This is a genomic window from uncultured Marinobacter sp., from assembly GCF_913055835.1.
In the GTDB taxonomy this organism is placed as follows: domain Bacteria; phylum Pseudomonadota; class Gammaproteobacteria; order Pseudomonadales; family Oleiphilaceae; genus Marinobacter.
Map to the genome: position 1 here is coordinate 23,711 of NZ_CAJXKQ010000002.1, position 22,955 is coordinate 46,665.

The following is a 22,955-nucleotide window of genomic DNA, read 5'->3' on the forward strand; positions in this document are numbered from 1 at the left end:
GTTGACCGGCACCGGCTGAATCAGTATATTTCGTCCCCGTTGCAGGACACAGGACCATAGCTCAGTTGGTTAGAGCGCTACCTTGACATGGTAGAGGTCCCCAGTTCGAATCTGGGTGGTCCTACCACTCCTGCGAAGAAAGTCAGTTACTTACATCTCCTGTAAGAACTGGCTTTTTTTGTGCCTGCAATTTTCTTCTGCCCGGGTTGCCTGCGTCTTTTACCTCGTTAAGGAGAACCGCCACTCGGAATTTGCGCATATCCGCGCACTCCTTTCTCCTGAGAGCAATATTGCTCAGCCTCAGTGAAGAGCCTATACTTTCACCATAGACTTATTCAGTGATGGGCCTATAAATGCAAAGGGCCCGGGAGAGGCAGCCATGCTTGGCTTGAAACACCACCAACCATTGGACATTAACCCGCCCACGAATGCCGGGCTTGTACTGACTGCTACCCATAGCACAGCAGGACTTCGCTGGTTATTTGAACACCGGGAACTCTGGGGGCTGACTATGGATCAACTGGGGATCCTTCTTGGCGGCATTCGTCGCAGGACGCTCACAGATTGGCAACAAAAGATCAATCGTGGCGAACAAGTGGAAGTTTCCCGGGATACCATGGATCGAATCAGTCTGCTCCTGGGCATTCACAAGGCCCTGACATTGCTTAGTCCGACCGGACATGAGCAACTGGCGTACGAGTGGTTCCAGACACCGATCGAGCTAATGGGCTTGCAGGGCACATCGATCCGAGACTACCTGCTTGAGCAAGGTTCCATGGATGCGCTCTATTACGTTCGCCGGAACCTGGACGCGATGCGCGGCTGAAAAAGTTGAAAAGACAGGGAGTCTGAGTTGAATCGTATAAAGCCTGAATGGAAGCATCATCGGGTCATCCATAGCAAGCATCCTCCGATCGACTGCTTTGAAAGCCCGGACTCCATGGTTCTGGCGGAACTGGAATCCGCCACCAGCGACCGCATTGCTCATTGGCCCCGTTACGTCGATAAGGCGGATTTCCGTGCCGGACCCGGCTGGAGCCCGGTCATGGCGTCCTTCTGCTACCCCGCAACGGGGCGTTTCAATACCAGAAATCGTGGGGCTTACTATGCTGGAGACTCCGTTGAAACGGCGATCCGGGAGTGGGTCTACCATGCCGGCAGTGTATGGCGGGGTTTTGGTGTGGGGAACGATTTTTCGGCGGTGGTCCGTTGTTACAGTGGCCATGTGGCAAAACCATTGGTTGACCTTCGAAACCAGCCTCAATACATGCACGAAACCAACTATGAACCCGGACAGAAAATCGCCGCTGACCTTTTGAACGCTGGCGAATTCGGGGTTCTGTATAATTCGGTCCGCAACCCCGGAGCAGAAGCTATTGCCCTGTTCCGACCACCGGCAACGACACCCGTTGTTCAGGCTGGCCACTATACGCTCTACTGGGATGGCCATCGGTTTACCAAGTACGCTCGACTGGAGGAGTTCAGACCGCTTTAGGTGGGCAACCCTAGGGCTCCTCGCGTTTCTTTTCCTGCTCTACCAGGATCAGTTCATTCAGATTGAATCCTTCCGCCGCGGCCCGATCCCTGAACGCCGCCATCGCTTCTTCGCTAACCTCCGGTGTGCGCGAAAGGAACCAGAGATAGTCGCGGTTGTAGCCGGTCACGTAGGCATAGGAATACTCTTCCCTGTCCAGCTCGAACACCACGTAAGAAGCGTAGAAGGGTCCGAAGAAAGACACCTTCAGGTGGCCTGTGCTTTTATCCTCCACAAACACCGCTCGGCCGTCAGCTTCCTCCCATGTCTCTTTTTCGCCGTTATAACCGCGATTGATTACCTCGATGCTGCCGTCGTCGTTACGGCTGTATTCCGCACGAACATTGGTTAGACCGCGCTCAAAGGAATGGTCCAGGCGGGCGATTTCGTACCAGGTACCCAGGTAACGGTCACTCTCAAAACCGGAGACTGGCTCAATACCCTCTGGAAGACCGGTGCAGCCGGTCAGGCCGATAAGCGCGGCTACCAGAAACCATCTTTTTAACACTGTTATCATCGCCAGTACTCCATTTTCGAGTCCCAGATACGAGAAGGGCCAGCAGTTGCTGGCCCTCTTTTATACGTTGTAGAAGTCTCGATACCAATCCACAAACCGCGCAATACCCTCCTCTACGGGGGTAGCTGGCTTGTAGCCCACATCGTCGATCAGGTCATCAACATTGGCGTAGGTGGCCGGCACGTCGCCCGGCTGCAACGGTAGCAGGTTTTTCTGGGCTTTCTTCCCGACTCGCTCCTCGATAATCTCGATGAAGCGGGACAGCTCAACCGGGTTGTTACTCCCGATGTTGTAGAGGCGATAAGGCGCTTTGCTGGTGCCGGGATCCGGGGTTGCTCCGCTCCACTCACCGTTTGGTTCGGCAACGTGGTCCAGCGTCCGGATCACGCCCTCGACGATGTCGTCAATGTAGGTGAAATCCCGGCGATGGTGGCCATGATTGAAAACGTCGATGGGCTCTCCAGCCAGGATCTTTTTGGTAAAGATAAACAGCGCCATATCCGGCCGGCCCCAGGGACCATAGACCGTGAAGAACCGCAGGCCCGTTGTTGGCAGGTTGTACAGATGACTATAGGTGTGGGCCATGAGCTCGTTCGCCTTCTTGGAGGCTGCGTAGAGACTCAGGGGATGGTCGACGTTGTCGTGCACCGAGAACGGCATGGTCTCGTTGGCGCCGTATACCGAGCTGCTCGAGGCATACACCAGGTGCTTGACCTTGTTGTGCCGGCAACCTTCGAGGATGTTCATGAAGCCGACAAGGTTGGCATCAACATAGGCATGTGGGTTCTCAATCGAATACCGCACGCCCGCCTGCGCCGCCAGGTGCACCACCCGCTCCGGTTTGTGCTCGGCGAACAGTGCTTCCATGGCGGCGCGGTCTGACACATCCTGGCGGACTTCGGTAAAGCCGGCCTTGTCGGTTAGGCGCTTGAGCCGCGCTTCCTTCAGGTTCACATCGTAGTAGTCGTTAACGTTATCCACGCCAATGACTTCATTGCCCCGATCAAGCAGGCGATGGGCCAGGTGTGAACCAATAAACCCGGCGGTGCCGGTCACAAGAATCTTCAAGCGCCTCTCCTTGAACGGAATACGGTCCTTAGAACGAAACCCCTGCACTCACGAACGGGCCGCCAATCTCGACATCCAGGCGGTCATTGCCGTCTTCATAATCAATGGACATCTGACGATAGCCCGCACGGAACTGGATCAGTGAGATTTCGTACTGACCGTAAGCGTTGAAATCGTGCAGTGAATCGCCGTCGAAGCTGATGAAGTTGCCCTCAGCACCCACGGAAACACCTGTGAGCGGCAGGTCGAAGCGTGCTGCCAGGTAGCCCATGGGAATCACACCGTCCACTTTGGTTTCACTCGGGCTAAAGAGACCGTTTGTGTCTTGAACAACCAATTCGCCCGACAGATCACGTGCAGTAATGCCGAGATCCAAATTCACCCAGTTATCCAGAATTTCGTAATAAAGGGTCAGATCCAGCTGGTCGAGATCCAAATCGGATTGGACTTCAACGTTGCCCGGAATACCGACAAATCCTGAGGCGCCCACGCGGCCACGACCACTTTGTTCGATTACCGTGTAATTCAATCGAACATTGGGAAGCACTGGCACCGGGTGCTCAAGATACAGGGACGCATTGGCATTTGAATCGCTATCGAGGTTGAGGTCATTTTCTACATCAACCACATCGCCATTGTTAGCCGCCTGACCGGACAGATCCGAATCCCAATAACTCACGCTGGCACCCAGACCAACCACGTCTGCCTGTGACATCGGCGCCACCAGGATCAGTGAACCACCTACAGCAAGCATCAGTTTACGCATGACACACCTTCTATTTGTTGTCTGTTTCGATCAGTCGAACTGGATTCCCAAACGGCGCCCGACTTCTTCGTACGTTTCAATCACTTCCCCGAGACCCTGGCGAAAGCGATCCTTATCCATTTTCTTGCGGGTTTCCTTGTCCCAGATACGGCAACCATCCGGGCTGAATTCGTCCCCCAGCACGATCTTGCCTTCACTGCGACCAAACTCCAGTTTGTAGTCCACCAGCAGCATGCCGGCGTCGTCAAACAGTGCCTTGAGTACGTCGTTTACCCGGTAGGTCAGCTTTTTCATCTGCTCCAGCTCATCCGCGGCAGCCCAGCCAAAGCTGACGGCCAGGGATTCGTTGACCATGGGGTCGTGGAGCGCGTCGTTCTTCAAAAACAGTTCGTAGGTCGGCGGATTCAGCTCCTGCCCTTCTTCTACGCCAAGACGGCGGCAGAGGCTGCCGGCGGAGACATTACGAACCACGCATTCAACCGGAATCATGTCCAGTTTCTTCACGAGCGATTCGGTGGACGACAGCAGTCCCTCGAAATGGGTAGGGACGCCCGCCGCTTCAAGCTTTTCCATAATGAACGCATTGAACTTGTTGTTCACCATGCCCTTGCGATTGAGCTGTTCCTTTTTCTCGCCATCGAAGGCGGATGTGTCGTCACGGAACACCAGAACGAACCGCTCGGGATCGTCGGTGCGATAGACGGATTTTGCCTTGCCGGCGTAAAGTTCTTCGCGTTTTTCCATTGGGGTTCTCCGAAAAGCGGCCGCCCCGGGGCGGCCTCTTCCTGAATCAGTATAGGTAATCGAACAGTTGCGCGAGCAGATCCGGCGTCGTACGGCTGCCGCTGTAGTCCGGAACCTCCTCGGCAGAGATGACAATAGCGTCGCTCTGCTGACTGAGGCTCACTGTGTGGGTATGCCGCGGCTCGTCCTTGTCGCTGAACCAGCTAAACCAGCCCGGATCCCGCTCATCTTCGGTGCGGAAGTCGACGTGGAACCAGCCTTCACTGCGGTTAAGGTCAACAACGGGAATACCCGAATCCGTCAGTGCGCGGCTTACTTCTGCCCAGGAGCGGCCATAATCGAGCTCCATACGGATCGCCACGGCCTCATCATTTTCCGAGATCAGGCGAACCAGGGGGTCGCTGACCATTCCGGATGCCGCCCGGGAAAAGGATTTGGTTTCCTCCCGGGCCCTGAGAAAGTCACCGAGGTCGGACAACAGCCGTCTCTGCAACTCCAGTTGCTGCTCAGAGGGATCGGATACTCCGCTCCAGGGAATCAGCTCGTCCGGCTGATCCGGAACTTCCAGTTTACGCACCTGCACTTCGGTGGTCTTGCGGCGAACGCCGGGCGCCATACGGAACTGAAGGACCACCTTCTGCTCGCCGGCAGACGGGTTGTCGGAAAGCTCAACCAGATCCCTCGCCCGTTTGCTGAAGTTGGCGAGTTCCGTCTGCAGGATGCCCAGTTGAGGACTATCGAAGCCAACACCCAGGCTACGCTCGGACAGATAGCTGTTCACCGCCGGCCAGATTCTGCCCGGCACATCGTTGACCAACAGCCAGAGCCGGCCATCAAGCTCTTCAATGACGTAATTCTCGTCCAGAATGTCCGAGGTCATGTCCGGCGGGCGCGGTATATCGGACGGATACATCTTGCTGGCATCGGCCGGCTGGACATCACGGATTGGCATGGTCTGGCTGAAGCGGGAATCGTCAGCGGTTGGCGGCAATTCCAGTGGCTTCCCTTCCGTCGCATTCACATAGCGTTCGGAACGGTCTTCAACGAGACTGCATCCCGAAGCTGCTGCCAGAAGCAACAGCCCGGATACAATAACAACGGGTTTGAACATCAGGGTATTACCGGTTCCTTTTCGAACCTGCATCAGGTTACTCCGGGGCTGGGATGTTTTAAGCAAACTCAGAGTACACCTGAGGCCTTGAGGGCATCTTCCACTTCACTATGGAATTTTTCGCTGAGCGGTGTCAGCGGCAGGCGAATGCCCTCTCCAATCATCCCCATCCGATACAACGCCCACTTCACCGGGATCGGGTTCGCCTCGAGGAAAAGCTTCCGGTTGAGAGGCATGAGCAGCTCATTCAGACGCTCGGTTTCTTCGCGGTTTCCAGCCACGGCCGCCTCGCAAAGCTGGGCCATTGCCTTCGGAGCCACGTTGGCAGTCACAGAGACGTTGCCCTTGGCACCGGCCAGCATCAACTCCGCTGCGGTGGCATCATCACCCGAATAGACCGCCAGACGGCCATCCAACGCTTCGATCAGTTCAGCACCACGGTGAATATTGCCGGTGGCGTCCTTGATACCCACGATGTTCGGGATATCGGCAAGCCGGAGGACGGTTTCGTTCAGCATGTCGCAGGCGGTTCGACCCGGTACGTTGTACAGCATCTGGTTCATGCCGGGGACGGCTTCGGCGATGGCTTTGAAATGCTGGTACAGGCCTTCCTGGGTCGGCTTGTTGTAGTAGGGAACAACGAGCAGGCAGGCATCAGCTCCAAGCTTGTGGGCTTCCGCAGTCAGCTCAATGGCCTCACGGGTGCTGTTACCGCCCGTGCCCGCAATGACGGGGATGCGGCCATTAACGCGTTTGATGATGTGGCCAATAGTCTGGCAATGCTCTTCCGGGTCGAGCGTTGCGGATTCGCCGGTGGTGCCCACAGCAACAATGCCGTGCGTGCCGTTTTCAATATGAAAGTCTACCAGCTTGTCCAGATCCTCCCAGTGGATATCACCGTTTGGATGCATGGGCGTGACCAGTGCGACAAGGCTACCCGTAATCATAAAAGCTCCGTCCGAATAAAACCGATATGGTAATGTTGGGCACGAACTGACACAAGGGAATTAAAGGAGATGTCATGCCATCCGTTGAGTTAAACAAACCCGTTCCGGATTTTGAAGCACCGGCAACCGGAGACCAGAGTATTCGGCTCGATAGTCTGAAGGGTCACAATGTGGTGATTTATTTCTATCCGAAAGACAACACACCCGGCTGCACCACCGAAGGCCAGGACTTCCGGGACCGGATGAAACAGTTTGAAGAACTGGATACCGTGATTCTCGGCGTATCCAGGGACGGCCTAAAAGCCCACGAGAACTTCCGGGCCAAGCATGAGTTTCCCTTCCACCTGATTTCAGACAAGGACGAAGCCCTGTGCAACCTCTTTGACGTGATCAAGCTCAAGAAGCTCTACGGCAAGGAGTACATGGGCGTTGACCGCAGTACCTTCCTGATCGATAAGGACGGGGTACTGAGAGCTGAATGGCGTGGCGTGAAGGTCAAAGGCCACGCGGACGAGGTTCTCGAGGCTGTAAAGGCGCTTTAAGCGCCTTTCAGGCATCCCCGGTTTCAGCCAACGGCGCCGATTCCTTTACCGGCCACGCAGCAAACACAGCCTTGAGCATGGTTGCCAGTGGAATGGCAAAGAAGACACCCCACAGCCCCCAGATACCCCCGAAGAACAGAACAGCGACGATAATCGCAACCGGGTGAAGGTTGTTCACCTCCGAAAACAGAATCGGGACCAGTACGTTGCCATCCAGCGCCTGGATAACACCATAGACCACCATCACCCAGATAAACTGGCTGCCCCACCCGAAGGCAAACAGGGCAATTACAGCGACAGGGATGGTCACAACAGCCGCACCAATATAGGGGATAACAACGCTTAGCCCGACCAGCAATGAGAGCAGTGCCGCATAAGGCATGCCCAACAGTTTGAAGGACACGTAGGTGGTGCCCCCAACGATCAGGATCTCAACCGCCTTGCCGCGGACATAGTTGGCACACTGAAGGTTCACCTCATGCCAGATCTTCAACATCATCGGGCGCTGGGGCGGTAAAAGCCGGGCAATGGAGTTGAGCAGCACCGCCCTGTCTTTCAGGAAGAAGAACACCAGAATCGGTACCAGCACCATGTAGATCAGGAGCGCCACCAGGTCCGGAATGCTGGACAGGGAAAACGACACCAGCCATTGGGTCATGTGCCCTACTTCGGTACTCACCTGGCTGTAAACGGTGCTGACGGCCTCCCCTGAAATCAGATGGGGATATTGTTGCGGCAGCAACTCAAGATAGGATTGCAGCTCCCGGATGATGCGTGGTGCCTCGCCGGCCAAATTGCTCAGCTGTGTCCAGATCAGCGGCAACAGTCCAAACAGGAATCCGACAAGCACACCGAGAAAGACCAGGAATACCCCAATGATCGATACAGTCTCCGGCACCCCCAGCTTGTTGAGCTTGGTCACCAGGCCCTGCAAAATAAAGGCTATGATCAGGGAGGCAATGGCGGGCGCAAGCATGGCGCCGAACCAGATAACGAAAATGGTCCCCGTTACCAGTATCAGGAACAGGATGACCGCTTCTTCATCCGAGAAGTATTTGTGTGCGAGACCGCGTAGTGTCCTGATCATTTACAGCTCCGAATCCTTAACCGCCGCACTTTATCACAAACCGGTACTCCCCGGCGGCTTCAGAACTGCTCATCAGCTTGTGATCGGACAGCTCCAGGAAGGCCGGAATGTCCCGGGCGGAACCGGAATCCGTGGCAATCACCTCAAGCTCTTCACCGGGCGCCATGCTGTTCAGTTCCAGCTTCGTTTTCAGCAGCGGCATCGGGCAGCGCAACCCAGAGGCATCAAGCGTTCGATCAACCATACTAGCGACACACCATCACAAAATAATAAGCGGATTTAACAAGCGGGCATTATGCCGACAGTGATAATGTATTGCATCACAATACTCTTCAAGCTGAAGATCCGAACTTTTTATCGCAAACCGCTGTCAAACCGGCGATTCAGACCACAGGCACCCGGCACTACATGATTGAGAACCAAACCCGCTCCCGAACGCTACCGGCACTGGCCATAACTGCCCTGCTGGCAATTCTGCTTGTTTCCCTGCCGGTTCATGCCCAGGAAAGCAGGCTACCAAGCATCGGTGGCGGCGGCGGAGGTCTTATTGCCGGCCAGCAGGAGTCTGATATCGGTCAGCAGGTGATGGTGTCTATCCGTCGGTCGGCACCCCGGATCAGCGATCCCCTGGTCTATGATTACCTGAGCGCCATTACCTATCGTCTGGTTCCCTCTGCGCCTCTGCAGGACCGAAACCTGACCCTCGCACTGATCGATAGCCCTGCCATCAACGCGTTCGCGGTACCAGGCGGCATTGTGGGGGTGAATGGCGGCCTGTTCCTGAACGCCGCAACGGAGCAACAGTTTGCTTCCGTTCTGGCCCACGAGCTTGCCCACCTCAGCCAGCGGCATTTTGCCCGCCGTATGGAGCAGCAGGAAACCAGTGCCCCGCTCACTCTGGCGGGCATGATTGCCGGCATTGTGTTGTCGGCGGTCACCCAGTCGGACATCGGTTTTGCCGCCATTGCCGGAACCCAGGCTCTCGCGGCCCAGAATATGCTGGCTTACAGCCGGGCTCATGAACAGGAAGCCGACCGGGTCGGGCTCGACATTCTGGCCAGCGCGGGCATGGATCCTCGCGGAATGCCCGAAATGTTCGAAATCATGATGCGCCAGAACCGCATGCAGGGTAACCGTCTGCCTGAATATCTCTCCACGCACCCGCTTACGCAGAGCCGTGTTGCCGACACCCGCAGCCGGGCCGAACAGTATCCGGACGAAAACATCCGGGACGGGCAGGAATATCACCTGATGCGCAGCCGGCTGCAGGTGCACTATGCCCCATCGCCAGATGTTGCCGTGGAAACCTTCGAGGCGTACCTGGATCGACCGGATGCCCAGAGAAACGACGCTATCCGGTATGGTTTGTCAGTGGCCTACCTGGAGGACAGGCAATACGACAAGGCAGTGGAAATACTGAATGATCTGCTGACCAAAAATCCGGGACGAATCACTTTCCAGGTAACTCTCGCAGAAGTCAGACTTGCCCAGGATCGCGTGGACGAGGCACGGGCCATATTGACAGACGCTTTGGCGAGAAATCCCGGGAACTACCCGATCACCCACACCCTGGCCCGAACCGAAATAGCCGACGGTAACGGCGCGGCAGCGGCTGAATACCTTAAACAACTGACCCGCCAGTTACCAGGGCAGGAACACTTATGGCTTAAACTGGCCGAGGCCGAGGGGATGGCAAGGAACATCGTCGGCGTGCATCGCGCACGGGCAGAGTACGACGTGTTGATGGGGGATCTGGAGTCTGCTCAGCGTCAGCTGAGGCAGGCGCAGGAGAAGCTGCCAGCGGGCGCACCACAACGGCAGATTGTGACTGAGCGGCTGGCAGAAATTACCAGCCGCCTCCACGCTCGCGCCAACAGCTGATCAGGCGTTACCTGCCGCCTTGAGATTCATGTTCGCGGTAAAATCCAGCATGCGTTGCAGCGGCTGCAGGGCCTTCTCCCTCAGCTCTGGATCCACAAGCACTTCCTGATTGCCTTCCTCCAGCACCTGCAGCAAATTCTGAAGGCCATTCATGGCCATCCAGGGGCAATGGGCACAGCTCCGGCAGGTAGCACCATTGCCGGCAGTGGGCGCTTCAATCAGGGTTTTGTTCGGAGCCAGCTGCTGCATCTTGTAAAAGATGCCATTGTCGGTGGCAACGATGAACTTTTCATTGGGCAGGGTCTGGACCGCGTGAATCAGCTGCGAGGTTGAACCGACAACGTCGGCCATCTCAACTACCGCGTCGGGGGATTCCGGATGGACCAATACAGCGGCGTCCGGATACAGGGCCTTCAGATCCTCCAGCCCACGGTATTTGAACTCCTCATGAACAATGCAGGAGCCGTCCCAGAGCAGCATGTCCGCGCCGGTGGTTTTCTGGACGTAATGTCCCAGGTGCTTGTCTGGCGCCCAGAGAATTTTTTCACCCCGAGCATCCAGATCTTCAACAATCGCCTGGGCACAGCTTGAGGTGACCACCCAGTCTGCCCTCGCCTTCACTGCCGCCGATGTGTTGGCGTAAACCACAACCGTGCGGTCCGGGTGCTGATCGCAAAACTCGGCGAATTCGTCGGCAGGACACCCCACATCCAGGGAACAGGTTGCCTCAAGGGTTGGCATCAGAACGCGCTTTTCAGGGTTCAGGATCTTGGCGGTTTCACCCATGAAGCGCACGCCTGCAACCACGATAGTCGAGGCCGGGTGCTGGTTGCCGAACCGCGCCATCTCCAGTGAATCCGCAACACAGCCACCGGTTTCCTCAGCAAGGCGCTGAATATCGGGATCGGTGTAATAATGGGCCACAAGCACCGCATCCTGTTCCTGCAGGGCCAACTTGATCCGAGCCTCCAGCTCGGACTTTTCGTCCTCGCTAAGTGGCTTCGGCTCGGCGGCATGGGCCAGGTGTTCTTGAACAAGGATACGATCTTCAGCGTATGTCATTACTGCGTCTCTGTGCTGCGTTAACCGGGAGATTATAGCACTCATACCCGGCTTTCATGTTTCTGAAACAGTGCTATCACAAAGTTGTGATTGCGATTTCTGTTACCTGTTTACCTAGGTAGGAACGTATACGCAAAAAAAAAGAGCCCGGAGGCTCTTTTTTCACAAAAACCCGCAGGTTTCTGTTATTTGGTGGGTCGTGAAGGATTCGAACCTTCGACCAATTGGTTAAAAGCCAACTGCTCTACCAACTGAGCTAACGACCCAAACGAGGCGCATATAGTAATGATTTTTGGCCGTTGATCAACCCCTTTTTCTCAGGTTTCTCAACATTTTTGCCACGCCCGGCAATCAGCTGTTCTGGGACTCCAGAAACTTCCTGGCAAGGTCCGCAGCGCTGCTGGACGGGTAATCCTCAATCACGGTTTGCATGCTGCGCCGTGCCTGCTCTTCTTCCCCCAGACGGTCATGAGTAACGCCCAGCTTGTAGACGGCATCCGGTGCCTTGCGGTGATCGGCAAAACGGGTGGCAACAATGGTGAACGCCTGTTTTGCCTGCTCGAGCTGCGGCTTGACCAGATAGACTTCACCGAGCCAATAGTAGGCATTGACCGTCAGATCACCCTCCGGATACTCATCGATAAATTCGTATATCCGACTGATGGCCTCATCGTATTTTTTCTGGTTTCGGATCAGGTCCTGAATCTGTTCGTAGGCCTTGCGCTCTTCCGCACCCGGCTGACGGTATTCCCTTGCTGCCGGCGCTGGTCCGGAAGCTGTCGAGTCGTTACCTGTTGTGCTTGCCGCGGGAGCAGGTTGGGACGCCACCTTCTCCGAGAGATCCAGAATACGCTGGTCCAGATCTATGTAGCGATCGCGCCCCTGCTGCTGCAGGCGTTCGATCTGGTGTCTCTGCTCCTCCACCTGGCCCTGAAGCCTGCGGACTTCACCCTGAAGCTGCTGGATCATGTAGAACAGCTCAGCCGTCGCCTGGCTATTATTGGCGTTGCGCTGAGAGTCCTGGGCTGATTGCGCCAGGGCGACTCCCGCCTGCCCGAGGGCAAGCGGCAGCACCACTGTCGCCATGAGGATTTTTCTCATGGTCGGTCCTGTGTGATTACTCAAATACGAGTTCTACACGACGGTTCTGGGCCCAGGCACTCTCGCTGGAGCCCATCACTGCCGGCTTCTCTTCACCATAGCTTACGGTTTCAAGCTGGCCGCGTGAAGCGCCATTGACGATCAGGAAACGCTGAACAGCGTTGGCACGACGCTCACCCAGGGCCAGGTTGTATTCCTTGGTGCCGCGCTCATCAGCGTGACCTTCGATACGCACATTCTGACCCGGGTTATTGGCGAGGAAGCGAGCATGGGCGACCAGCACGTCCCGGGCTTCCTGTTTGATTTCAGCAGTGTCGAAATCAAAGTAGAACACGGTGATTTCGCGCAGCGCCTGCTGCTCCGCCTGTTCGCGCGCGGCCATGCGCTCTTCTTCAGTCATGGCAGAAGAAGATACTCCACCCTGGTCATCACCACCATAAACTGTGGAACCGCCTTCCTGATCGACAGCAGCGACATCGGAACCGTACTCACCGCCTTCCTCGGAGGTACCGCCGGTGGAGCTACAGCCAGCTACCAGGCCTACGGACAGCAACAGTGCAAACGCTTTTGATTGAGCCGAGAAATTCATACTTTTTTCCTTTCAGTTGAGTGACATGATCAGTTGAACCATTGCCGACGCCTATTAAATCCGGCGATCAGCGAACCAAAGGTCCCCAGGCCGGCTCACGGACATCGCCTTCGGATGCCGGCAAGCTGTAGGCTGCCCCGCCATCCGCAGAAATAACCGTAAGCACGTTGCTTCCGTTCTGCCGGGTAGCGTAGATCAGCATCCGGCCGTTGGGCGCAACACTGGGAGACTCATCAGACTCCGTGCGGGTAAGGATGGTCTCCTCCCCGGTTTTCAGTTCGGTACGGGCAATGTGAAATGCCCGATCCCGCTGGTGAACGTAATAGACATATTTGCCGTCATTGTCCGGCCTGGGCCGAGCGTTGTAGCGGCTGCCGAAGGTGATACGACGGGGCTCGGCACCCGGTGTTTCCATGTGGTATATCTGGGGCCCGCCGGAACGATCCGAGGTGAAGAAAATCCCCTCACCACTGGCGTCGTAGCTCGGTTCGGTATCAATGGCCCAGTGGTTGGTGAGTTTGGTCAGTTGCCGGCTATCCAGATTCATCCGGTAGATTTCGGCGTTGCCATCCTTCGAGAGGGTCATCAGCAGCGATCGGCCATCGTCAGACCAGGCGGGTGCCGAATTCAGGCCTGGAAAATCTGCAACCTTGGTGCGCTGGCCGGTTGCGAGCTCATGAACGAAGATAACCGGCTTTCCAGTTTCGAAAGACACATAGGCCAATTTTTCTCCGTCTGGTGACCAGGCCGGGGACAGAATGGGCTCCTGGCTTTCGAGACGAATACGGGCACGCTTGCCGTCCACATCGCTCACCTGCAGGCGGTAGCGGGGTTTGCCATTAGCGGTATCCAGCGTTACATACGCCAGCTTCGTGGAAAAGGCACCAGGTACGCCGGTGATGGCCTCATAAACCTTGTCGCTGATGTGGTGCGCCAGAGAACGCATATTGGAAGCCGGTGCAGCTGCGGTTTCCCCTAGAATCCTTTCTTCGCGGTTTACATCGAACAGTTCATACCGGGCCTGTACACGGTCACCACTTCGGGTAAGCGAACCGACCAGTACGTAGCGTTGACCGAGCAGACGCCAGTCCCGGAAATACACTTCTTCCCGCCGCGATGGCAGGCTCAGCATTTTTTCCGGAGGCAGGGTCCGAAACTCCCCCGTCATCGTCAGATCCGCCTGGACAATGCTGCCGACCTTGTCTCCAGCGGGCATCTGTCCGGATTCAGCGAAGGGCACCACTGCCACAGGAATGGCGGAATCCGCACCCTCGGTAATCCGGATCAACAGCTCGGCACGGGCACCTGAAACTGCGACGAAGATCAGGGCGATAGCGGCGAGCACTATTCTGGACGGTTTATACCAAATCCGATATGTCATGGTGTTATCCGTATCCTTATCTCAACCGGCGTGGGTTGAATTCAATCGTAAACTGTCGGAAATACCGTTCAAAGGTATCCCGATCATTGGGTATCGGGTAACGGCTCAGTGAACGCACGGCCCCCAGAGCGGAGTTATCAAACGCAGTGTTGCCACTGCTACTGACCAGACGCACTCCGGCGAGCTCGCCGGTTGGCAACAGGGTAATCTGAAGCCGCGCAGTCATATCTTCCGTTGCCGAGGATGGCGGATACCACGCCTGGCTCAACCGCTCCCGGATCAATGCCTGGTACTTCTCGCTCTCCGACAACATCTGCGCTTCCCGGGCTTTCGCGGCCGCTGCTTCCTGCTGGCGACGAGCTTCCTCTTCACGAGCTCTTTGAGCCGCCTCCGCCTGGGCCTCCAACTGCTGTTCACGCAGCTTCCGCTCCGCCTCAAGACGTTTACGCTCTGCTTCCTGGCGGGCCAGTTCTTCCTGTCGCTTGCGTTCGGCTTCTTCGCGCTTCCTCTGCTCTTCCTGCCGACGCTTCTCTTCTTCGGCTTTTCGTCTGGCTTCTTCCTGACGGCGTTTCTCTTCCTCCGCCTTCTGGCGAGCCCGCTCCTTGGCCTCCGCTTCCGCCTTTTTACGCGCCGCTTCTTCTTCACGCGCTTTCTGTGCTGCACGTTCCTTCGCCTCGGCTTCCTGACGCTCCTGCTCTTTCTGTTGCTGCAGCCGCTTTTGCTCTTTCTGGCGCTCCTGCTCGGCAATACGACGGGCTTCTTCCTCCTGCCGCTGCCGCTCGGCCTCTTCCCGACGGCGCTGCTCCTCGGCCCGACGCTCCTCATCGCGTTTCTGTTGATCGTCCGGTTCGACAACCGGGCTCGGCTCCGGTTCTTGCTGGGTAATCAACCGCGCCGATATGCTTCTGGGAGGTGGCTCATGGTCGGTGCTGGTCCAGGACCAACCTGCCAGCGCGATACCCAGAATCAACGCATGCAGCGTTACCGAGAGCGCCACCGGTGATTTCCACGGTGCCATGCCGGTTGTGGTAACTTCGCGCTCGTGATCTCTCACAACACTCCTGCCCGCACCACTATCAATTGTCGTCCCGGGGTGATTCAGTGATCAGGCCGATACTGCTCGCCCCGGCACCCTGTAATTCCGCCATCAATCTGACAACGGTGCCATAGGGAACGTTCTCATCACCACGAACCAGAATCTCACTTGAAGCCCGCTGCGAAAGAATCTTGGAGATCTGTTCCCGCAAATCCGCCAGGGTCATGGGGTCACTGCCTTCATCACCGATTTCGACGTAGTAAGCACCGTTCGCATCCACGGAAACAATGATGGACTCTACGTCCTTATCTGCCTGGATCGGGTCCGAGGTGGTCTGAGGCAAATCAACCTTGACCCCCTGGGTCAGCATCGGCGCGGTGACCATGAAGATAATCAGGAGCACCAGCATGACGTCAATGTACGGAACCACGTTGATCTCCGACATTGGTTTGCGCCTGTTCTCCGGCATCATTCCCATGCCTTTCATAAAGCAGCGCTCCTAAGCTGATCCCCGCCCATGAATTTCCGTGCCATCATGCGGCACCCTTTTCGCTCTGGTGCACCCGACGATGGAGAATGCTGGAAAACTCATCGGCGAAGGTTTCATAGTTTTTCAACAGAGCATCGGACATGGCCGAGAAACGGTTGTAGGCGATAACCGCCGGTATTGCGGCGAACAGACCCATGGCGGTCGCAATCAGGGCCTCTGAAATACCGGGCGCTACCGTGGCCAGCGTTGCCTGCTGAACCTGAGCAAGTCCGCGGAACGAATTCATGATGCCCCATACAGTACCAAACAGGCCGATATACGGACTGGTGGAGCCCACCGTAGCCAGAAACGGGAGGCTTGCCTCAAGCCGCTCGTGCTCCCGCGAAAACGCCACACGCATGGCCCGCTGGGTACCCTCCATAACAGCATCGGCATCCCGGCTTTGCTGACGCAACCGGGAAAATTCCTTGAAACCGGCGCGGAAAAGGGATTCCATGCCGGAGAACGGCGTCGGATCGGCATTCACTTCCCGGTATAGCTGGCCCAGATCCATACCGGACCAGAACCGCTCTTCAAACGCCAGTTGGGCCCGCTTGGCTTTGCGGAATACCTGCAGACGCTGGAAAATCAGCGCCCAGGACATGATCGACGCCAGGGCCAGCAAAAGCATGACCAGCTGTACCAGGACACCGGCGTTTGCAATGAGGTACCAGACTGAAAGTTCTGAATCCACTTCTTACTCCTGGCTCGTTCTGTTTATCGTTTCAATCGGCTGGACATTCCTGGCCAGCAATTCCTGCATGTTTTCCGGCAAACGCCGGGGGCGGCCAGTATCGAGCGCAACACAGGCAACCCGGACATTGCTATCACTCAAAACCTTGCGGTCGGCGGCCCGCAGGACACGCTGGCGAAAGTCCATCCAGACCCGGCCAAAAGCCACCGGTTCGGCTGTGACAAGCAGCTCATCATCCAGCCTTGCGGCTACCGCATAATGAATGTCCAGGCGCTGTACAACATAACTGATGTTGTCTGCCAGCCCTGCCCTCAAGCCAACGCCGCAACTGCGTACCCATTCGGTTCGCGCCCGCTCCATGTAATGGAGGTATTTGGCGTGAAATACGATGCCGCCGGCATCGGTGTCCTCAATGTAGACCCGGATCGGCAGCTCGAACCTTGCCTCTGGCGCCTGTTCAACCAAAAAGATCATCCTCCCTGCCCGACTTCGGTGGAATAACACCAAAATGCTGATAGGCATTGGAGGTCACCATCCGTCCCCGCGGGGTCCGAACCATGTAACCCTGCTGGATCAGGAAGGGCTCAAGCACATCCTCAATGGTGCCGCGTTCCTCGCTGATGGCGGCGGCAAGGCTCTCAACACCCACTGGTCCACCGTCGAATTTCTCGATCATCGCCAGCAGCAGACGCCGATCCATATGATCGAAGCCCTGATTATCTACCTTGAGCATATTCAGTGCCTGATCGGCAATGTCAGACGTGATCCGACCGTCGGAACGGACCTCCGCAAAATCCCGGACCCGACGCAAAAGCCGGTTGGCGATCCGCGGCGTGCCCCTCGACCGACGCGCGATTTCAAACGCGCCTGCTTCATCAACGGCTACCGAAGAAAGCCGTGCGGAGCGCAGAATGATGCTGGTGAGATCTTCAGTGTTGTAGAACTCCAGACGCTGCACAATCCCGAAGCGGTCCCGCAAGGGCGATGTCAGCAACCCTGCACGGGTAGTGGCCCCGACAAGGGTGAACGGTGGCAGATCGAGCTTGATGGATCGGGCCGCCGGGCCCTCACCAATCATGATGTCGAGCTGGTAATCTTCCATCGCAGGATAAAGAACTTCCTCGACGGCGGCGCTGAGACGGTGAATCTCGTCGATGAAGAGAACGTCACCTTCCTCGAGGTTGGTCAGCATGGCCGCCAGATCCCCGGCTTTCTCAAGCACCGGGCCAGAGGTTGTTTTGATGGAAACGCCCATCTCGTTGGCGATGATATTGGCCAGCGTTGTCTTACCCAAACCGGGCGGGCCAAAGATCAGAACGTGGTCCAGCGCTTCCTGGCGGCCACGGGCGGCGGATATGAAAATATCCATCTGCTCACGGACCGTGGGCTGGCCAACATATTCAGCCAGCAAGGTCGGGCGAATGGCCCTGTCCTGTACTTCCTCGTATTCACCGGCCCGGGCCGAGATCAACCGGTCGGATTCGATCATGGCATCACCCATAGTGTGGGAATCAACATCGTGCCTCACGTTTACCCGCTATTCCAGCGCAGCCCCAATTGTACAAAGGGGTTAGCAGGTGTCACGTTACGCTCTCTACAGGTTCACGACAGGTTCTGGCGGTCAGGCCGGTATCATGTTTCGCAGGGCCAGACGGATGAGGGTTTCGCTGCTCATGCCCTCCTCGGCCACTTTGCTGATGGCCTTGGCGGCCTCCTGGGGTTTGTAACCCAGGGCAATCAGTGCGGCTTCCGCTTCCTCGGTAGCCGCCGGGCCGCCAACCGGACCTTGTCCGTCCACTTGCCCCAACCCTGTCGTCTCGGGCGACGTTGGCACAAATTGCCCTTCAAGTTGCCCTATCCGGTCCGCCATTTCAATAAGAAGCCGCTCTGCGGTTTTCTTGCCAACGCCGGGGAGCTTGACCAGTGAGGCGGAGTCCCGGTTCTCGACGCAGCGAATGAACTGCTGGGCATCCAGACCCGAAAGAATGCCAACCGCCAGTTTCGGGCCAACGCCATTCACCTTGATCAGCAGGCGGAACAGGTCCCGGTCCAGACGGGAAGCGAAGCCATAAAGGCTCTGGGCATCTTCGCGGACGGCAAAATGGGTGTGCAGGGTCACTTCATCGCCGGTTTCCGGCAGGTGAAAGAAGGTGGTGTAGGGAATGTCGACTTCGTACCCCAGGCCGGCGCATTCCACCAACGCCTGGCCCGGAGCCTTTTCAACCAGAATACCTCGGATACGACCAATCAAGCTCAATCTCCTGTCGCTATTGGAAGCGGTTTATTGTTGTCGCACCCGACCGCTTCGGACCTTTCCGGTGCCACTGGCCACCCGCAGAATACTCTGGCTCATGTGGGCATGGCACAGGGCAATGGCCAAAGCATCGGCCGCATCCGCCTGGGGTTTGCGTGAGAGCGAGAGCAGCGCCTGAACCATGTGCTGCACCTGGGACTTGTCAGCACCGCCCTTTCCGACAACCGCCTGTTTAACCTGCCGGGCCGAGTACTCATGAACCGCCAAGCCACTGTTGGCGGCACTGACAATGGCCGCACCACGGGCCTGGCCGAGCTTCAGGGCGGAGTCAGGATTGCGGGCCATGAACACCTGCTCGATGGCAAACTCTTCCGGCCGGTACTCGCCAATCAGGGTGGCAAGGCTCTGGAAGATGGTCTGCAGGCGCTCCGCCATGGGCTTCTCACCCACCCGAATACAACCACTGTCGATGTACTCGATGTGACGACCATCGGCCCGAATGACGCCGTAACCGGTAATTCGTGACCCCGGATCTACGCCCAGAATTATCGCCACATCAATGCTCCTGACTGGTCAAAGTGATTCCATGATTTCGCCGGAGATATCCGCGTTGTGGTAGACATTCTGAACATCGTCCAGATCTTCGAGCATATCAATGAGCTTGAGGATGGTTTCCGCGCCGTCGCGATCCAGCTCAACCCGCGTGGACGGAACCATGGTTACTTCGGCATTGTCCGGGACCAGCCCGGCGTTGACCAGAGATTCCTTGACGTCCAGAAACTGCTCGGGCGTGGTTACGATTTCCCAGGAGCCATCTTCCTGGGCCGCAAGGTCTTCGGCACCGGCGCTGAGTACGGCTTCCACCAGCCTATCTTCTTCCCACTCCGGACCGTAGCTGATGATGCCCTGCTTGCTGAACAGGTAGGCTACCGATCCGTCGGTACCGAGATTGCCACCCATCTTGTTGAATGCGTGACGGATTTCAGCGACCGAGCGGTTCTTGTTATCGGTCATGACTTCCACGAATATCGCCACACCACCTGGGCCATAGCCTTCGTAGGTCAGCTCTTCGTAGTTGTCATCATCGCCACCACCGGTGCCACGTTCTACCGCGCGCTCGATGGTGTCTTTTTTCATGTTCGCGGTGAGCGCCTTGTCGATGACCGCGCGCAGACGGGGGTTGTCATCGGGATTACCCCCGCCCTGGCGCGCGGCCACGGTCAGCTCACGAATGATTTTGGTGAAGATCTTGCCCCGCTTGGCATCCTGTGCCGCCTTGCGGTGCTTGATGTTGGCCCACTTACTGTGACCCGCCATACAGCTCCTCCCTTAAATCATTGACTTACGCGTTGCCCTCACCGGCTTCCGCCTTGTTGCCTTCAACCGGCTTTGACGGCTTGCGCAGACGAATATGCAACTCACGTAGCTGCTTCTCATCCACTTCGCCCGGCGCCTGGGTCATCAGACAGGTGGCACTCTGGGTTTTCGGGAATGCGATAACGTCACGGATGGACGTAGCGCCGGTCATCAGCATGACCAGGCGGTCCAGGCCGAATGCCAGACCACCATGGGGCGGACAACCAAACTTCAGGGCATCCAGCAGGAAGCCGAACTTGGCACGGGCTTCCTCTTCACCGATACCCAGGATACGGAACACCGCTTCCTGCATTTTCTCATCGTGAATACGGATGGAACCGCCACCCAACTCGGTGCCGTTCAGAACCATGTCATAGGCACGGGACAACGCATTGGCGGGGTCTGCGGCCAGATCTTCCGGGCTGCAGGAGGGAGCCGTGAACGGGTGGTGAATCGCGGTCAGGCTTCCGTCCGGCGTTTCTTCGAACATCGGGAAATCGACAACCCAGAGCGGCGCCCACTCGGACGTCAGCATGTTGAGATCGTGACCGATCCTGATCCGCAATGCGCCCAGGGCCTCGTTGACCACGTTGGTCTTATCTGCACCAAAGAAAACAATGTCGCCGTCTTCGGCACCCACACGCTCCATAATGGCCAGAGCGACGTCATCACCGAGGAACTTGATGATCGGGGATTGCAGACCTTCAACGCCCTTGGACAGGTCATTGACCTTGATATAGGCAAGGCCTTTGGCACCGTAGATGCCAACAAACTTGGTGTAGTCGTCAATCTGCTTGCGAGTCAGCTCGCCGCCTTTCGGCACACGCAGTGCCGCCACACGCCCCTTCGGATCCTTGGCGGGACCGGCGAAGACCTTGAAGTCCACGCCTTCAACCAGATCGTTCACATCCAGCAGCTCCAGCGGGATACGCAGGTCCGGCTTGTCGCTGCCGTAGCGCTGCATTGCCTCGGCATACGGCATTTGCGGGAAGGACGGCAGTTCAACATCCAACACGTCCTTGAACAGGGAGCGGATCATATCCTCGTTCAGCTTCATCAAAGTCTCTTCATCGATAAAAGAGGCCTCAATGTCTACCTGGGTGAACTCTGGCTGACGATCCGCACGCAGATCCTCATCCCGGAAACACTTGGCAATCTGGTAGTAACGGTCAACACCAGACACCATCAGCAGTTGCTTGAACAGCTGGGGAGACTGCGGAAGCGCGAAGAAGGAGCCTTCGTGGGTACGGCTCGGCACCAGGTAATCTCGCGCACCTTCCGGCGTGGCACGGGTCAGGATGGGGGTCTCCACATCCATGAAGCCCTTGCTGTCGAGGTAGTTGCGGATATAGCTGGTTACCCGGGAACGAAAACGCAGACGGTTGATCATTTCCGGACGACGCAGGTCCACAAAGCGGTAGCGCAGGCGCACATCCTCGCCAACATCGACATGCTCATCCAGCGGGAACGGCGGCGTGGCTGCGGCGTTCAGAATGCTCAGCTCTTTGCCAAGAAGCTCAACCTGCCCGGTCGGCATGTTGTTGTTCTCGGTGCCGGCAGGACGGCGACGCACCCGACCGGTTACCTTGATCACGAACTCGCTACGGACTTTTTCCGCGAGCGCAAAGCTCTCAGGGGTATCAGGGTCGACAACCACCTGAGACATACCATCCCGATCCCGCAGATCCAGGAAGATAACCCCACCGTGGTCACGACGGCGGTGGACCCATCCGCAAAGTGTGACTTCCTGATCGATGTGAGATTCGTTAATCCCACCGCAATAATGACTGCGCATACCGGTTCCCGTTACTTTTGATGTGTTCATGTTTGGTGCCATAGGTTCAGCACCGGCTGTGGTGGCTCTATCCAAAACACGCTGTGAATACGTCCCTGTAAGCTCTGCTCCGCCATCCATGGCTCCGCAAGGTTTCGTATAGAGCCACCACACCCGGCGCTACCTTGATTCGTGCCCGCTCAAAAATGTTGCGACCATAGCGGAAAAGCCGCCCATTATAAACACAATGGCGGTGAAAATCAGGCGTGCCGGCACGCAAATCAAGCGGTCGGATGACTGCAGGTTGGCAGCCAGCTAGAATGCTTCTTTTTTACCGGCAGATGGAGTCTGAACTTGGCCACCAGAGCGGAGCAGAAACTGAAAACCCGGCGGGCACTGATGGATGCGGCGCTTTCGCAACTGAGTGCGGATCGGGGCTTTGGGAGCCTGAGCTTGCGGGAAGTTGCCCGAGAGGCGGGCATCGCCCCCACGTCTTTCTACCGCCACTTTGCGGAGCTTGATGAGCTGGGGCTGGCTCTGGTGGACGAAGGCGGTGTTGCCCTGAGGCAACTGATGCGCCAGGCCCGCAAGCGTATTGCCCGGGACGGTGGCAGCGCCATTTCCACGTCCGTTGAAACCTTCATGGAGTACCTGGGCAACAATGCAAACCTGTTCCGGCTGATGCTTCGGGAAAGAACCGGGGTATCCAAGCCGTTCCGGACGGCGGTGAAGGCGGAGATCGATCATTTTGTCACCGAACTGGCGGACGATCTTCGGCGGATTGCCGATGAACAGAGCAGACCACTTTCCGAAGCAAGGCTGGTGGCCGAAGCCATGGTGACGCTGGTGTTCAACCAGGGTGCCGAGGCACTGGACGCAACGGCCAGGGAACGTGAGGAGCTGAAGGCCAAGCTGAAAACCGAGCTCAGGATGATTCTGGTCGGCTCCCAGACTCTGGCGAAGCGCCAGTAATCTGAACTGG

The 22,955-nt window shown here is 57.1% G+C and carries 26 protein-coding genes and 2 tRNA genes; 6 read left to right on the top strand and 22 right to left on the bottom strand.

The annotated features are described in order from the left end of the window. Nucleotides 1-50 precede the first annotated feature (50 nt). The 3 genes from QZ534_RS01745 to QZ534_RS01755 all read left to right on the top strand — a co-directional run bounded on the left by QZ534_RS01745 (nucleotide 51) and on the right by QZ534_RS01755 (nucleotide 1,495). Nucleotides 51-127, top strand: a tRNA-Val gene (locus QZ534_RS01745). 252 nt (nucleotides 128-379) lie between these two features. Then, nucleotides 380-826 (top strand): hypothetical protein, encoded by a 447-nt coding sequence (locus tag QZ534_RS01750; protein ID WP_296930738.1) that lies wholly within the window; start codon nucleotides 380-382, stop codon nucleotides 824-826. Nucleotides 827-853: 27 nt separating this feature from the next. Beyond that, entirely contained in the window at nucleotides 854-1,495 is a 642-nt protein-coding gene (locus QZ534_RS01755) for an RES family NAD+ phosphorylase (protein ID WP_296930740.1), read from the top strand. A gap of 10 nt (nucleotides 1,496-1,505) precedes the next feature. On the opposite strand, the gene QZ534_RS01760 is transcribed toward QZ534_RS01755, so the two are convergent. From QZ534_RS01760 to dapA, 6 genes are read right to left on the bottom strand one after another with little or no spacing between them, the layout of a single operon-like run. Beyond that, entirely contained in the window at nucleotides 1,506-2,051 is a 546-nt protein-coding gene (locus QZ534_RS01760) for a lipocalin family protein (protein ID WP_296930742.1), read from the bottom strand. Nucleotides 2,052-2,111: 60 nt separating this feature from the next. Continuing rightward, a complete protein-coding gene (locus QZ534_RS01765; protein ID WP_296930745.1) occupies nucleotides 2,112-3,119 on the bottom strand; it encodes an NAD-dependent epimerase in 1,008 nt (335 codons plus the stop codon). Nucleotides 3,120-3,147: 28 nt separating this feature from the next. Beyond that, nucleotides 3,148-3,885, bottom strand: a complete 738-nt coding sequence (locus QZ534_RS01770; RefSeq protein ID WP_296930747.1) for a TIGR04219 family outer membrane beta-barrel protein — start codon at nucleotides 3,883-3,885, stop codon at nucleotides 3,148-3,150. A gap of 30 nt (nucleotides 3,886-3,915) precedes the next feature. Beyond that, nucleotides 3,916-4,629: a phosphoribosylaminoimidazolesuccinocarboxamide synthase gene (gene purC, locus QZ534_RS01775; protein WP_296930750.1), complete on the bottom strand. Its 714-nt coding sequence runs from the start codon at nucleotides 4,627-4,629 to the stop codon at nucleotides 3,916-3,918. Nucleotides 4,630-4,675: 46 nt separating this feature from the next. Further along, a complete protein-coding gene (gene bamC / locus QZ534_RS01780; protein ID WP_296930753.1) occupies nucleotides 4,676-5,773 on the bottom strand; it encodes an outer membrane protein assembly factor BamC in 1,098 nt (365 codons plus the stop codon). Nucleotides 5,774-5,808: 35 nt separating this feature from the next. Then, the gene (gene dapA, locus QZ534_RS01785; protein WP_296930754.1) at nucleotides 5,809-6,687 is read right to left on the bottom strand and encodes a 4-hydroxy-tetrahydrodipicolinate synthase; all 879 of its coding nucleotides are present in this window, start codon (nucleotides 6,685-6,687) and stop codon (nucleotides 5,809-5,811) included. Between the two features lie 74 nt (nucleotides 6,688-6,761). Here dapA and QZ534_RS01790 point away from each other — a divergent pair, with 74 nt between their 5' ends. Further along, a complete protein-coding gene (locus QZ534_RS01790) occupies nucleotides 6,762-7,229 on the top strand; it encodes a peroxiredoxin (protein ID WP_296930756.1) in 468 nt (155 codons plus the stop codon). A 7-nt stretch (nucleotides 7,230-7,236) separates the two neighbouring features. Here the strand turns inward: QZ534_RS01790 and QZ534_RS01795 are convergent, their stop codons facing one another. Beyond that, nucleotides 7,237-8,316: an AI-2E family transporter gene (locus QZ534_RS01795; RefSeq protein ID WP_296930759.1), complete on the bottom strand. Its 1,080-nt coding sequence runs from the start codon at nucleotides 8,314-8,316 to the stop codon at nucleotides 7,237-7,239. Nucleotides 8,317-8,332: 16 nt separating this feature from the next. Then, complete coding sequence (locus QZ534_RS01800; RefSeq protein WP_296930761.1) at nucleotides 8,333-8,560, bottom strand: sulfurtransferase TusA family protein; 228 nt, start codon at nucleotides 8,558-8,560, stop codon at nucleotides 8,333-8,335. Nucleotides 8,561-8,724: 164 nt separating this feature from the next. On the opposite strand from QZ534_RS01800, the gene QZ534_RS01805 reads away from it, so the two are divergent. Next, nucleotides 8,725-10,197 carry a M48 family metalloprotease gene (locus tag QZ534_RS01805; RefSeq protein ID WP_296930763.1) on the top strand — a complete coding sequence of 491 codons (1,473 nt, stop codon included), beginning with the start codon at nucleotides 8,725-8,727 and terminating at the stop codon, nucleotides 10,195-10,197. Here QZ534_RS01805 and nadA read toward each other — a convergent pair whose 3' ends face one another. The 14 genes from nadA to aspS form a co-directional block, all read right to left on the bottom strand. Next, nucleotides 10,198-11,259 (bottom strand): quinolinate synthase NadA, encoded by a 1,062-nt coding sequence (gene nadA / locus QZ534_RS01810; RefSeq protein WP_296930765.1) that lies wholly within the window; start codon nucleotides 11,257-11,259, stop codon nucleotides 10,198-10,200. Between the two features lie 190 nt (nucleotides 11,260-11,449). Further along, a tRNA-Lys gene (locus QZ534_RS01815) sits at nucleotides 11,450-11,525 on the bottom strand. 85 nt (nucleotides 11,526-11,610) lie between these two features. Next, nucleotides 11,611-12,360: a tol-pal system protein YbgF gene (ybgF, locus tag QZ534_RS01820; RefSeq protein ID WP_296930767.1), complete on the bottom strand. Its 750-nt coding sequence runs from the start codon at nucleotides 12,358-12,360 to the stop codon at nucleotides 11,611-11,613. A 16-nt stretch (nucleotides 12,361-12,376) separates the two neighbouring features. Next, nucleotides 12,377-12,949: a peptidoglycan-associated lipoprotein Pal gene (gene pal, locus QZ534_RS01825; RefSeq protein ID WP_069183424.1), complete on the bottom strand. Its 573-nt coding sequence runs from the start codon at nucleotides 12,947-12,949 to the stop codon at nucleotides 12,377-12,379. A gap of 67 nt (nucleotides 12,950-13,016) precedes the next feature. After that, a complete protein-coding gene (tolB, locus tag QZ534_RS01830; protein WP_296930770.1) occupies nucleotides 13,017-14,330 on the bottom strand; it encodes a Tol-Pal system beta propeller repeat protein TolB in 1,314 nt (437 codons plus the stop codon). A gap of 16 nt (nucleotides 14,331-14,346) precedes the next feature. Beyond that, on the bottom strand, nucleotides 14,347-15,327 hold the full coding sequence (tolA, locus tag QZ534_RS01835) for a cell envelope integrity protein TolA (protein ID WP_296931143.1): 981 nt from the start codon (nucleotides 15,325-15,327) through the stop codon (nucleotides 14,347-14,349). Nucleotides 15,328-15,406: 79 nt separating this feature from the next. Next, on the bottom strand, nucleotides 15,407-15,853 hold the full coding sequence (gene tolR / locus QZ534_RS01840) for a protein TolR (RefSeq protein ID WP_064230141.1): 447 nt from the start codon (nucleotides 15,851-15,853) through the stop codon (nucleotides 15,407-15,409). 46 nt (nucleotides 15,854-15,899) lie between these two features. Beyond that, nucleotides 15,900-16,589, bottom strand: coding sequence for a protein TolQ (tolQ, locus tag QZ534_RS01845; protein ID WP_008169128.1), 690 nt, complete (start codon nucleotides 16,587-16,589; stop codon nucleotides 15,900-15,902). A gap of 3 nt (nucleotides 16,590-16,592) precedes the next feature. Beyond that, nucleotides 16,593-17,063: a YbgC/FadM family acyl-CoA thioesterase gene (locus QZ534_RS01850; protein WP_296930775.1), complete on the bottom strand. Its 471-nt coding sequence runs from the start codon at nucleotides 17,061-17,063 to the stop codon at nucleotides 16,593-16,595. After that, nucleotides 17,047-18,078, bottom strand: coding sequence for a Holliday junction branch migration DNA helicase RuvB (ruvB, locus tag QZ534_RS01855; protein WP_008169131.1), 1,032 nt, complete (start codon nucleotides 18,076-18,078; stop codon nucleotides 17,047-17,049). Before ruvB ends, QZ534_RS01850 begins: the two co-directional genes overlap by 17 nt. A 132-nt stretch (nucleotides 18,079-18,210) precedes the next feature. Further along, entirely contained in the window at nucleotides 18,211-18,840 is a 630-nt protein-coding gene (ruvA, locus tag QZ534_RS01860; RefSeq protein WP_296930778.1) for a Holliday junction branch migration protein RuvA, read from the bottom strand. A gap of 30 nt (nucleotides 18,841-18,870) precedes the next feature. Next, a complete protein-coding gene (ruvC, locus tag QZ534_RS01865; protein WP_296930781.1) occupies nucleotides 18,871-19,398 on the bottom strand; it encodes a crossover junction endodeoxyribonuclease RuvC in 528 nt (175 codons plus the stop codon). A gap of 18 nt (nucleotides 19,399-19,416) precedes the next feature. Next, nucleotides 19,417-20,160 (bottom strand): YebC/PmpR family DNA-binding transcriptional regulator, encoded by a 744-nt coding sequence (locus QZ534_RS01870; RefSeq protein WP_296930783.1) that lies wholly within the window; start codon nucleotides 20,158-20,160, stop codon nucleotides 19,417-19,419. 25 nt (nucleotides 20,161-20,185) lie between these two features. After that, nucleotides 20,186-21,994, bottom strand: coding sequence for an aspartate--tRNA ligase (aspS, locus tag QZ534_RS01875; RefSeq protein WP_296931145.1), 1,809 nt, complete (start codon nucleotides 21,992-21,994; stop codon nucleotides 20,186-20,188). A 333-nt stretch (nucleotides 21,995-22,327) separates the two neighbouring features. Here aspS and fabR point away from each other — a divergent pair, with 333 nt between their 5' ends. Continuing rightward, the gene (gene fabR / locus QZ534_RS01880) at nucleotides 22,328-22,945 is read left to right on the top strand and encodes an HTH-type transcriptional repressor FabR (protein WP_296930785.1); all 618 of its coding nucleotides are present in this window, start codon (nucleotides 22,328-22,330) and stop codon (nucleotides 22,943-22,945) included. Nucleotides 22,946-22,955: the final 10 nt, after the last annotated feature.